Here is a 13,294-nt window from a genome sequence, read left to right on the forward strand (position 1 = left end):
TTGGCGATGGTGTTCTCGGTGACCGCCACGGCGCCGTTCAGGCTCACCGTGACGCCGGAGCCCGAATTGACGCCGACGGAGATCGCGACGCCGAAGGCCAGCGCCTGGATCTCGGAGGTGGAGCTGCCGATCAGGGTGACAGGCCCGCCCGCGACGACCGTGCTGTCGTCGACGAGCGCGATGGCCTCGTTCTCGATCTCGTTGATCGAGACGTTGATACCGAGGCCCACGCCCACGTTGGTGCCCTGGCTGAGCGTAACCGAAAGTCCGACGGCCCCCGCCGTGGCGGTGATCGCCGCGGAGTCGCGGGCCGTCAGCGTGACCGCACCGGCCGTCACGTCGCTGCGCTCCAGCGTGGCCTGAATGGAGTTCCTGATCAGGTTGCCGTTGCCCGCCCCGGCGCCGGCGATCGACACGGAGGAGCCCTGGGAATTCGACACCGACCCGGACACGGCGATCGCCACCGTCGTGATCGTGCTGTTGGAAATCGCTTCGGCCGCGAAGTCGCCGGACGCCGAAAGCGTGCTGTCGAGCGCCCGGGCATGAATCGTGCCGAGCACGTCGTTGGTGGCCGCCGCCGCGCCTGCGGCGATGGAGGCGTTGGTGCCCGAACCGGAGCCCGTGGAGATCGCCAGCGCGCCCGAACCGGCGTCCGCCTTTATCGAACTGTCGTCGGTGGCGGAAAGGCTCAGGTCGCCGCCCTGCGCGTTCACCGTGGAGTCGGTGATGAGCGCCTCGACGCGCTGGGTGATCTTGTTGCCCGAGCCGGAGCCCGCGCCGCCGAAGGCGGTGGTGCCGCTGCCGCCGCTGCCGCCGGTGCCGACGCTCGCCGCGCCCGCGACCGTCAGCACGTCGATGGAGGCCGCGCTCGCGGCCTCGACGCTCACCGCACCGCCCGCAACCACGGTGCTGTCGTCGATCGACGCCTCGATGCCCAGCGTCACGAAGTTGATGCCGACGGAGACGCCCAGTGCGGCCGGATCGTCGCCGCTGGTGTCGATGGCGATCGCGACGCCGCCCGCGTCGGCGGTGATGGCGCTCGCATCCGTGGCCGAAAGCGCCACGTCGCCGTCGGTGGTCACGGTGCTGCCCGCGCCGATGGTCGCGCGCACCGAGTTATCGACCGTGTTGCCGGCGGCGGAGCCCGCGCCGGCGAAGGAGATCGAGTTGTTGGAGGACTGGCCGCCGCCGTTGCCCGGCCCGCTGCCCGAGGCGCCCGCACCGGTGCCGCCGCGGCCCGTGGCCGAGGACGACAGGCCCGCGGCGGAGCCGCCGCCGCCCGAGCCGCTCTGGGTCGACACGGTGCCGGCGACCGCGATCGCCAGGGCGTCGATGTCGGTCTTCGACTTCGCGTCGAGCGTGACCCCGCCCGAGGCCGTGGTGATCGCGTTGGCGCCGAGTGCCTCGGCATGGGCCTGGTTCGAGACGATGGCGACGGAGACGGCGCCGCCGATGCCGGTGGAGCCCGAGATGGCGAGGCCGCCCACGATAGTCTCGACATTCGTCTCATCCGAGGCGCGCAGCAGCGCGCCCTGCCCCGAGTTCGCGCCGGTGTTGTCGGCGTTCACGGTGGCGCCCGCGCCCAGGGTCGCGCGCGTCCGGCCCTGGATCACGCCCACGGAGACCGAGAGCGCGAGGCCCACGGCGTTCGAATCGATCGCCGCGCTGCCGCCGATGGCGAGCAGGAAATGATCCTCGAAAGAGGTGGCGCCGATGGCGAGGCCGCGGACGGACTCCGAGCCCTGGTTGCCGTCGCCGTCGAAGATCCCGTCGTTGACGTCCACCGCCGCGCCGTTGCCGAGCGCCGTGACCACCGCGTCCTCGCCGATGAAGGCGATGGTATCGTCGATGTCGACCACCACGGAGACCGCCGCCCCGATGCTGTCATTCGAAAGCGAGACGGCGAGCGAGCCGGTCTGCGCGTCGGACTTCGTCACGCTGTCGGCCGTCACCACCACCGAGCCGCCGGCGTCGAGCGCCACGTTCCCGGCCGCGGCCGGGATGATGTCGTCGTCATGGCCGGCATAGGCGTGGGTTTCGGTGAGGGCGACGAGGACGAAGGCGCTGCCGGCGACGGCGGTGGAGTCGCCGATGCCCACGTTCAGCACGACGCCGAACACGTCCTCGCTGCTGTCAGCGCGGATGGCGATGGTGCCGCCCGCGGTGATCGAGGTCGTCTCGCCCGGCGCGTCCGGCGACGGGACATAGGCATGGGTCGTTTTCTCGATCACGGTGACGTCGAGGCCCGCACCGATGCCCTCGCCCTGGAGCGAGACGCCGACCGCGCCGACGATGTTGGTCACGGTGCTGTGGTCCGAGGCCAGAACCGAGACGTCGCCGCCCGCGTCCACGTCGCTGCCCGCGCCGATCCGGGCCACCGTGTCGGACAGAAGCACGTTGATCGCCGCCGAGCCTGCGCCGCCCGCACCGCCCGAGCCCGATCCGGAACCGGTGCCGCCGTCGATGCCCGCGCCCACGGCGAGGTTGGTGACCGGCTGGTTGAAGGCGTCGATCTCGATCGCGTCGCCCACGATCGGGATCTCGAAATCGAGCGGGGTAAGGGACGCCGCCGCCGAGACGGCCACGCTGCCCGAAGCGTCGAGGTCGGTGCCCGCGCCAACCACCGCGTTCGTGTCCACGTCCACGACGTTGACGCCGACCGCGGCGCCCACGGAGTTGCCGCCGCCAAGGGTGATCGCCCCGCCGCCGGCGATGTTCTGAAGCCCGGTATCCTGCCGGGCCGTGACCGTCGCATCGCCCGAGAGCGCTTGCACCGTCGCGCCGTCCGCGATCTCGGCGCGCGTGTCGCCGGTGACGACGTTGACGCCCGCCGCGCCCGCCACCGAGGTGCTGGAACTCGACCCGCCGCCGGAGGAGTTCTGCGTGGAGCCCGCGCCGGCCAGCGCGAGGGTGCGGAAGTCGTTCGTCTCGCCCGCGGAGGTTCCGGCCTCGACCGCCACGGACCCCGCCGTGGTGGTGCCGTCGCCGATCCGCGCCGTCGTCTCCATCAGCGCCACGTTGAGCGACACGGCCGCGCCGACATTGGTGCCGCCCGAGGAAGAAAGCGCGAGACCCGTGGTCTGGGTGTCCGCGTCCACGTCGTTGATCGCGCGGACGGTGAGCGCGCCGTCCGCGTCCACGGTCCGCCCGTCCGCGATCTCCGCCGAGACCGTCGGCGTGAGGACGCTCGCCCCGATGGCCGCGGCGACCTGCACGCTGCCGCCCGAGGTCTGGGTCGTGGAGCTTTGCGTCTGGCCGCCCTGGCCGCCGGGGTTCGAGGTCTGGTTCTGGGCCGTGCTGTTGGCGCTCGCCACCTGCGCGGAGGGCTGCGGCTGCTGCAGGCTGCTGTTGGAGCGCGTGTCGACGAAGCTCGTCTCCTGCGAGGTGCGCTGGTCGGTGCTCTGCCCGCCGCTCGACTGGGAGCGCGCGCCCTGCGCGCTGCCGGTGGAGAGCGTCACCGCGCTCACCGCGCTGTCGGCGGTCACCGAAACGTCGCCCGCCACGGCCGCGCCGGTCGCCACGTCGCGGTCGAGAAGCGCCGAGGTGTCGTCCTCGGCCCAGGACAGCGCGACCGCCGCGCCCACGCCCGTGTTGCCGCCCTTGGTGTCGGCGTCGGCCTCCGTCTGCATGCGAAGCGCATGGTCCGCGGCGACGGTCAGATTGCCGTCCACGTCCAGCGCGTTCGCGCTCGTCGCGACGGTGGCGCGGGTGGCGTTCTCGGCCACGGCCAGCGCGATGGCCCCGCCCACGGCGGTGCCGCCGCCGCCGGTGGCGACGCCGGCCTGGGCGAGCGTGATCATCCCGTGATCGCCGCGTGCCCGCATCTCCAGGTCGGCCGCGCCCGCGAGCGTGGCGCCGGCGGCGAGGGGCGCGTCCGCCGTGTGCCCGGCGATGCCGAGCGCGAAGGAGACGCCGACGCCCGTCTTGGTGCCCGTCGTCGCCTCGGAGGGCTGCGCCAGGGTGAGCACGTAGGTCTCCGCCTCGCCCCTGATCGAGGAGCCGCCGGTGCCGGTCACGGTCAGCACCGCGGTATCGCCGAACCGGCCCTCGCTGGTGCCGCGGGCGATGTTGATGGCGACGGAGCCCGCCACGCCCGTCTGGCCGCCGCCCGCGCCCGCGGCGGCGAAGGCGCCCGCGGAATGGGTGGCGTCGGTCAGCACATGATCGCCGCTGCCCGCGGAGGTCAGCTCGATCGCCTCGCCGGCGAAGGCGTCCTCGAAGCTCGCCGCGAGCTTCAACTGCCCGCTGCCATCCGCGATGACGTAGTAGGTCTCGCCGTCGGTGAGCCCGCCGATGGCCGTGCCGCTGGCGGAGTAGACCACCTCGTCTCCGGTCAGGAGGCCCTTCGTGTTCTCGAGATCGATCTCGAAGCGGCTCTCGTCCGGGTCGAAGGTCACGTCGTCGGCGCCGGTGCGCTCGATCACGTGGGCGTCGCCCGTGCCCTCGCTCTCAAGCTCGATCGCTTCGCCGTCGGTGGCGTCCTGCGCGCTGGCCGCGAGCTGGATGAAGCCGCCGTCCTTGACGATCACGTAATAGGTGTCGCCGTCGGTGAGGCCCTCGATGTCGCCGCCGCCGCCATTGCGGTAGACGACCTCCTCGCCGGTGGTGAAGGCGTCGTCCTGGGCGCCGAGGAAGAGCGTGTCGGCGTCGGTGTCCACCACCTGCCGCTCGGTCACCTCGATCTCGGTCTCGCGCTCCGCCATCACCGCGTCGGCCGAGATCCCGTCGCCGGTGACGGTGGCGTTGTCGATGGTGGCGAGGTTCTCCGCCTCGGCCACGTTCACGGCCACCGCCGCGCCCACCGAGGTGCCGCCCGTCGTGGTGACGGCCGTGCCGTCGCCGTCGGCCGCCGAATCGATATTGGCCGCGCTCTGCACGCGCACCGGCCCGCCGGCATTCACCGTGGCCGGGTCTCCGGCGCCGCCCGCGATCCGGGCCTCGACCTGAGCGAGCGAGACGTTGACCGCCACCGCCGCGGCGACGCTCACGGCGCCTTTGGAGGTGGAGGTGTCGGGGGAGCTTCCGCTCGTGCCGCCGCGGCTGTTGGCGGTGCCGACGCCCTGGTCCGCGCTCTGCTGCGCGCTCGGACCCTGGTTCGACTGGCCCTCTCCCGGCGTGCCGGTGGCGCTGGCCGCGGCGCCCGCGCGGGAGGCCGCGATGCCGGTCGCATCGACATCGACGCCGCCGCCCATCGTCAGATCGCCGGTGATCGCGGCGAGCACCGTGTCCTCGGCGACGGTGACGCCCACGCTCACGCCCACGGCGGCGTCGGTGCCGTCCGTGCTGCCTTCGGCATCGGCCGTGGTGTCGGAGACGAGCCTCGCCGTGACCGCGGCGTCGCCGGTGCCGGAGACGGTCGCATCCTGCCCGATCTCGGCGCGCACGTCGTTCTGGATCGCGGCGATGGCGGCGACCGGCGTCACCGCCGTGCCGCCCTCGGCGCCGCCCACCGCCTTGGCGCGCGCGCTGTGCCCGCCTTCGGCCGAGATGGTCACGTCGCCCGCGCCGGTGAGAGTGGCGTTGTCCGCGATCTCGGCGGTCGCGCCCATGTCGGCGATGTTGAGCGCGAAGCTCGCGCCCACGCCCACGGTGCTACCGCTCTGCTGGGTGTTGGTGCCGGTGCTGCCGGACTGCCCGCCTCCCGATCCGTTCGACCCGCTGCCCGAGGACTGCGACGTGCTGCCGGTGAACTCCTGCGCGGCGCTCGCGATGGCGCCGCTCTCGGTGGTGTTGGACGCCGCGACCGTCACCGCGCCCGCATCGTCGCCCGTGTAGGTCACGCCCGCGCCGACGCGCGCCGCGGCCTGCGTCTCGGAGAGGTTGAGCGCGAAGGAGCCGGCCAGCCCGAGCCCGCCGCCCGACGCGCCCGAGGTGGCGCCCGCCTCGCTCTTCGAGACGCCGTCGCCGCCGGCCTCGTAGTCGAGCGCCTGGACGGTCAGCCCGCCCCCAGTGATGGTGGCGTTGTCGAGATCGGCCGTCACGTCGGCGTCGGCCTTCACGATGGCCACGCCCGCGCCCACCGCGCCGCTGTCGCCACGCGACGCTTCGCCCGACGCCTTGGCGGCGCCGTCGGCATTGCCCCGGGCGGTCAGCTCCACCGGGCCGGTCGCCGAGATGGTGAGCCCGTCGGCCATGATCGCGGTCGCCTCGAAGCCGCCGAGATCGAGCGCGACGGCCGCCGCCACGGTGATCGCGCCCTCGGAGGTCGAGGCGCCCGGCGCGCTCGTCTGGTCGCTTCCGGTTCCGGAGCTCCGCCTGTCGGCCGCCTGGCTGTTCGCGGTGTCGATCTGCTGCTGGTTCTGGTCGTTGACGTCCGGATCGTCCGACGGATCGCCGTCCTCGCCCTCGGCGCCCGCCGCCGACGCCTCGGCCTCCGTCCGCGTGGCCGCCATGCCCTGCGCCACCACGGCGACGCCGCCGCCCGTCGTGGTGACGTCGCGGGCCAGGGTCGCCGTGGCCACGTCGTCGGCCAGCGTGAGGCCGAAGGAGATGCCGACCGCCGCGCTCGCGCCCTCCGTGTCGCCCTTGGCCACGGTGACGCTGTCGGCCTCGTGGGTGGCGGTGACGGAAAGATCGCCCTCGAGCGCCAGCGCGCCGCCGGTGCCCACGCGCGCCTCGGTCGTGTTGCCGATCACCGAAAGCCCCACGACCGGCGAGACCGCGATGTCGCCGCCCGCGCCGCCCTGCACGTCGGTCCGCGCGCCGTAGCCGCCCGTGGCTGCGACCGAGATGTCGCCGCCGCCGGTGATCGTCGCGCCGTCCTCGATCGCCGCGCGGGTGACATGATCGGTGATGTTGAGCGCGAAGCTTGCGCCGACGCCCACGGAGTCGGCCTCGGACTGCTCCGCGGCGGCCTTGGCGCCGGCGAAGTTGGCAGCCTCAGCGGAAATCTTGGAGGCGCCGATATCCGTGTCGCCGTCCGCCGCGCCGTCGGCCAGCGTGATCGTGGCCGCGCCGTCGACGAGGGCGCGCGCCCGCGTCTCGCCGCGGTTGATCGCCACGGAGCCGGCGATGCCCACATTGCCGCCGCCCGCGCCGGAGACGGCGTCCGCCGCCGAGCGGTGGACGGAGTCCGAGAGGGTATGCGCGTCGCCCGCGCCGGCGGAGGTGATCTCGATCGCCTCGCCCGCCATGGCCGCATCGCGGCTTTCGGCAAGCTCGAGCCCGCCCTCGCCGTCGGTGATCGCGTAGTAGGTGGTGCCGTCGGACAGCCCGCCGATGTCGGTGCCGCCGCCGTTCGAATAGGTGAGCGCGTCACCGGTGCGGATGTTCTCCGCGTCGGGGCTCGCAAGCGAGAAGAGCTCCTGGTCGGGATCGAACTCGACCGCCTCGGAATCCGGCGCCGTGGACGTGAGCGTGTGCGCGTCGCCAGAGCCCTGGCCGGTCAGGTCGATGGCGTCGCCGCCGTCCGTGTCGGAGAGCTGGACGCGCCCGTCCTCGGCCTTCACGACGAAATAGGTGTTCCCGTCGGTGAGCCCGCCGATATCCGAGCCCCCGCCGTTCGCGTCGGTCACCTCGTCGCCGACCGACAGCCCCGCGTCCTCTCCCAGGAAGATCGAGTCGTCGTCGGTGTCCACGACCTCGGCGGTCTCCACCGAAAGCGCGGAGCTCTTCTCCGTCATGCCCGCCTGGAGCGTGAGCCCGTCCGCCGTGATGCTGGAGGCGCGCGTCAGTGCCTGCACGTCCACGTTGGCGACGTTGAGGCCCACCGCCGCGCCGATGCCGGCCGTGCCGGCGTCCACCGCCTCGCCCGTGGCGGCGGCCCAGCTGTCGGCGTTGGCGCGCGCGCGCAGGATGACGGCGCCGCCGGCCACGATGGTCACCGCGTCGGCGAGTTCGGCCGAGAAGATCGCGTCACCGAGATTGATCGCCACCGCCGCCGCGACGGAGAGCGCGCCGTCGCCGGTGGAGGCCTCGGGCGTCTCGGTCTCGCCGGAGCCTTCGCCCGTGCTGCGGCGCTCGCTGGCCTGCTGGTTGGCGTTGTCGAGCTGGCGCTGGTTCTCCTGGTCGACCGCGCCTTCCTCGGTGGCGGGGGTCTCGTCGTCCCCTGCCGCGCCGGCCGCGGAGGCCGCCGCGGAACTGCGGCTCGACGCCTCGCCCGTCGCTTCCAGCGTCACGGCGCCGCCGGCCGTCACGTCGCGCTCGATGGCCGCGGTCGCGCTGTCCTCGGCGATGCCGAGGCCGAGCGAGAGGCCGACCGCGGCGTTGGCGCCCGTCGCCGCCCCCTTGCCCGTCGTTACCGTTTCCGCCTCGTGGCTGGCCACGCCCGACAGAGCGCCGGAGATCACCAGCGCGGCACCCGCCTCGACAATCACTTCCGTGACATTGCGCACGACCGAAAGGGCCACCACGGGGCTCACCGCCGTTCCGCCTTCCGCGCCACCGTCGGCCCGGGTGATGGCGTGATAACTGCCGGTGGCGTTCACACCGAGGTCGGCGGCGCCGGAGATGGTGGCACCGTTCGCCACAGCCGCGCGCGTCAGGTGATCGGTGATCGTCAGCGCGAAGCTCGCACCGACGCCCGTGGCGCCGGAGTCGTCGCTCGCCTGCGCCGCCCCCGCACTTGCGCCCGAAAGGCTGGCCGCCGCCGCGCTGACGGAGGCGTTGCCCGAAAGCGTGACCGACGCGCCCGACGACACCTCGGCCAGCGCGCGCGTCTCCGCCACGTCGATCGCGACCGAGCCCGCGATCCCCACATTCCCGCCCGAGGCGCCGGACACCGCCGTGGCGCCCGAGCTGTGGAGGCTCTCGGTCAGCGTCTGCTCGGTCCCGGTGCCGGCGGAGGTGATCGGCACGGCCTTGCCCGCAAGCGCGTCCTCGCGGCTTTCGGCAAGCCCGAGGGCGCCGTCGCCATCGACGATGGCGTAATACGGCGCGCCGTCCCACAGACCGCCGATGTCGTCGCCCGCGCCGCTGGCATAGACGACGGCATCGCCTGTCACGAGGCTCCTGGCAGCCCCGGAGTCGAGCTTGAAAACGTCGGCATCCGGGTCGAAGTTCAGATCATCCTCACCGGCGCGCTGAAGCGCGTGGCCGGTGCCCGCGCCAGTGCCGGTGATATCCACCGGATCGCCGCCATCCGTGTCGGAAAGCTGGACGTAGCCGCCTTCGACGGCGACCACGAAGTAGGTGGTCCCGTTCGTCAGGCCGGCGACATCCGTCCCGCCGCCGTTGTCGTAGGTGACCTCGTCGCCCACCGACAATTCTTTGGCGGCGGTGTCGAGGAAGATGGCGTCACGATCGACATCGGCAACCTTGGTCGCCGCGACCGAAAGGTCGAGCGTTCGCTCGATCATGCCGGCCTCGACCTCGAGGCTGGCCGCGTCGATGGTGCTGGCGCCGGTGCGCGCGGTCACGTCCACGTCGGAGACGTTGACTGCCACGCCCACGCCCACGGTGCCCGACGCGCCGTTCGCGGCCTCGCCCGTCGCCTCGGCGCGGGCGTCCTGGTTCGAGAGCGCGCGGAGCGTCACCGCGTCGGAGGCGGTGACGGTGATCGCGTCCGCGAACCCGGCCGTCACGTCGCCGTTGTGGATGTTGATGGCGATGGCCGCGGCCACCGCGAGCGAGCCGTCGCCGGTGGAGGCGTCGGGCGTCGTCGTTTCGGAAGACGCGGCGCCCCGCCGCTCCGTCGCCTGGGCGTTGGCGAAATCCTGCTGTTGCTGGTTCTCGGCGTTCACGTCGCCTTCCGACCCGCCATCGGCGGCACCGGCCGCGGAGGCCGCGCCGACGCTGCGGGTGCGCATCGATCCCTGCGCCACGAAGGACACCGCGCCCGCCGTGGCCGTGGCGTCGCGGAGAAGCGACGCGGAGGAGGTCTCCTCGGAGATGGTGAGCGCGAGCGAGGCGCCCACGGCCGCGCTGCTGCCCTCGGCGTCGCCCTCGCCCCTGGTGACGGTCTGCCCATCATGGGTGGCGGTGGCCGAGATCGACCCCGCCTCCAGCAGGCCGCCCGTGCCCACGAAGGCCGAGGTGTCGTTGAAGTTCAAAGAGATGGCGACGACCGGCGTCGCCACCGTTCCGCCGCCCGACGCCGCGCCCTTGGCGAGCGTCTCGGCGTCATGGGTGCCCGTGGCCGAGATCGTGATCGCGCCCGCGCCGGTGACGTCGGCGCCGTCGGCGATGCCTGCGCGCGTGTCCTGGTCGAGGATCGCGAGCGCCACGGAGGCGCCGATCCCGAGGCTTTCGCCGGTCGCGCCGTCCTCGTCCGGCACGGCACCGGTGGAAACCGTGCTCTCCGCCGTGGCCGAAAGCGAAAGGCCGGAACCGCCGAGCGCGACGCCCGCCCCGGTGCCGTCCTCCACCAACGCTTCCACCACGGTGAGCACCGTGTGGATGGCAAGCGACCCGGCCACCGCCGTCTGCGCGCCGCCGCCGGCGCCCGACACCGCCTCGACCGAGAAGGTGTTTGCCGCCGCCATGCCTGCGCTGACGGCCACGCCGCCGCCCGCCGTGAGCGTGCCCGCGTCGAGGATCGAGGCCCGGTGGACGCTATCGACCACGCCCACCACGACCGCGACGCCCACGCCGACCGAGCCGGACCCGGTGTTGGAGCCGTCGGCCTTCGCCCGGACGCTATCGGTCGATTGCGCCGACAGGGTGAGCGCGCCCGACGTCTCGAGCAGGCCGGTCGTGCCGATGAGCGCGGTGGTTTCGGGACGGTAGTCGGACACCACCACGGCCCCCGCGAAGCTGACCGCACCGCCAGAACTCTGGGCTTGGTCGCCCGTGTCGCCGTCGTCGTTCGGATCCTCGAGGCGCTGCTGCGCCTCGCTCGAGCCGTCGCCTTCCTGCGAACCGCCCGCGGTCGAGGTGGCGACCGTTTCGACATCGGAGGTGAGCGTCGCGCCGAGCGTGATCGCGTCCGGCGTGTCGCCGCCCAGCGCGCCGATCGAGGTGCTGCCCGAGACCTCGACGCCGGTGTCGGCGGAGATCTGGGTGACGGCGACGGTGGCGCCCACGGCGCTGCCGTCCGCGCCGCCATCCGCGGTGGAGGTGATGTCGAGATTGGTGGCGGCGGTGAGCGCCACCGCGCCGCCCGACTGGATCGCCGTCGCGCCGGTCGCGGTGACCCTGGCGTCGGAGGCGACGACCACGACGGAAACGGCAGCGTCGGCCTGTGAATCGGTGTCCGAGGAGTCGGATTCGTCCTCGAACGCGGCTGTCACGTTGACGGTGGCGTCGGCGGCCACGGAGGCGGCGCTGAGCGTCGTGCCATCGAGGAGAATGGCGGCGACGGGAAGCAGCGTGAGAAGCGTCGCGTCCACGACGCCGCCGAGCGAGCTCGGCGTGGCCGAGAGTGTCGTGGTCGCCGTGGCGTTCATGTCGACGGCGCCCGCGGCGGTGATCGTCGCGCCGGAGAGGTCGATGCGCGCCTCGGGCGTGGCGATGTAGAGCCCCTGGAAGATGCCGCCCAGGTATTCGCCGTCCTGGTCCACCGCGCCGTCGTCCTCGGCCTCGGCGTTGAGCGTGACGTCGCCCGCGTCGCGCGTGCCGGAGATGGTGATCGACTCGGCGTTCACCGTGAGGTTGCCGGTGGCGACGGTGCCCTGGAAGACCACCTCGTCCTTGCCGGCCTCGCCGTCGATCGTGAGGTCTATGCCGGAAAGGTCGATGGCCGTACCGCTGCCGTCCACCGTCAGCACGTCCTTCGACACGAAAGGCACGTCCAGATCGCCGGCGAGCTGGACGGTCAGGCTGTTCGTGGGCTTCGCGAAATTGATCGTCTCGAAGGTCAGGAAGGGCGAGACCGGCGCCAGCGTCATCGTGCCGTCGCCGTTGTCGGTCAGCGTCGCGCGGTCGTCTGCGTCGGAGGGGCCGAGCGCGAGCGTGCCGGTCGAGATCGTCCGGTCGGCCACGACCATGCTGTCGTTGATCGGTTCGAGACCCGCGTAACGGATGAGGGAGCCGTCACGGTCCACCACGCCGGAATGCAGGTCGAAGGCTTCGTAGGTGACGCGCTCGAACGTGCCGCCGTCGAACTCCAGGATGTCGAAGCCGCCCTCGCCACCGTCGAGCACGCCATCGATGCTGGCCTCGGCGCCGACGATGAACACGTCCTCGTTGTCGGCCGCGCCCTCCAGGTTCTCGACAGCAGAGAAGGCAATGCCCGCGGCACTGCCTTCGTTGTGACCCGTGATCCTCCAGACCGTGTCCTTTGGCGGGCCGGCGAGTGTGTCGCTGCCCGCGCCGCCCTGCATCACCACCTTGCCGGTCAGGGTCTGGTCCCTGCCGCCGTTCTCGAGCCGGTCGTCGCCCGCGCCGGTATCGACGGTGAGCGAGACCTCCGGCGTCTCGAAGCTGTAGTCGAGCAGGCTGCCGCCCGTGGTGATCCGACTCATGCCGTCACTTGCGCCGCCACTGTCGCTCAGCCGAAAGCTGTTGCCGGCGTCCGTGCGGTCCGCGAAGACGCGTTCGCCGGCGGCGAGGCGGTCCTCGACGGCCTCGGTCCCCGAAAGGCGCACCGCCCCCTCGGCCCCGCCGTCCCCAAGCAGCAGGTCGGCCTCGCCGCTGCCCGTTGCCTCGACGGCGATCATGTCGCCGGCCCCGCCGGTGAGCATCACGGTGTCGGTGCCGGCGCCGCCATCGAACGCCACCTCGACGGGCATCACGAAGCTGTCGGAGAAGTCGAGTTCCAGCGTGTCGTCCCCGGCCGTGCCGGAGACGCGCACCAAGCTCATCTGCTGAACGAGCTGCTGCCCCAACTGCGTGCCGGAGGAGCGGTCGTAGATCTGGATGGAGGAGGTGAGCTGGTCGTAGCGCAGCGTCAGATCCTCGCCATAGTCCTGCATGTCCACGAGGAAGGGCGCGAGGTCCGCCGACAGAAGGTAGCGCGGCTCAAGCCCCTCGACGCGGAAGCCCGTTCCCACACTTCTGGTGCGGCGCGCGCGACGTGGACGGAAGAGGGTCTTCAGAAAGCCCGGGCTGGGCGGGGCTGCCTCGGGGCTGGCGGGATCGGGCGTGGTGCCGCCGAAAAAGGCTCGTGCGCTACCGAACGGAAACGACATGACTCAATCCCCCTGGGTCTGGCGCCTTGTGCGAGATCCTTGAACCGTCCTGCACCGCAGCGCGACGCGTCCGCAGCTGGCGGGCCGGCCCATGCGATCCCGCAAGGCACTCTTCCTCGATTGTGAGAATGCCAAAGCGACCGAGGGCGCGCTGTACCCATTTGGGGGCATTCCGTCGGGGAAATCTCTGGGCGTGCAGTAGCGAAACGCAGAGCGAACGAGCCCCAAACCGGGTGGCAGGAGGTCAAGTATTTGATATTAGTTAATACTTTTAAGATTTTACGCAG

The 13,294-nt window shown here is 72.3% G+C and carries 1 protein-coding gene (running past one end of the window); it reads right to left on the minus strand.

What is annotated here, in order from left to right; genetic code table 11:
- Nucleotides 1–13,007: the beginning of an LEPR-XLL domain-containing protein gene (locus AB6A65_RS05235; RefSeq protein ID WP_371037309.1), read on the minus strand. The gene continues 24,343 nt to the left of window position 1, outside the view; only the first 13,007 of its 37,350 coding nucleotides appear in the window; its start codon is at nucleotides 13,005–13,007; its stop codon lies beyond the left edge, outside the window.
- Nucleotides 13,008–13,294: the final 287 nt, after the last annotated feature.

Source organism: Rhodosalinus sp. FB01, from assembly GCF_041365715.1.
In the GTDB taxonomy this organism is placed as follows: domain Bacteria; phylum Pseudomonadota; class Alphaproteobacteria; order Rhodobacterales; family Rhodobacteraceae; genus Rhodosalinus.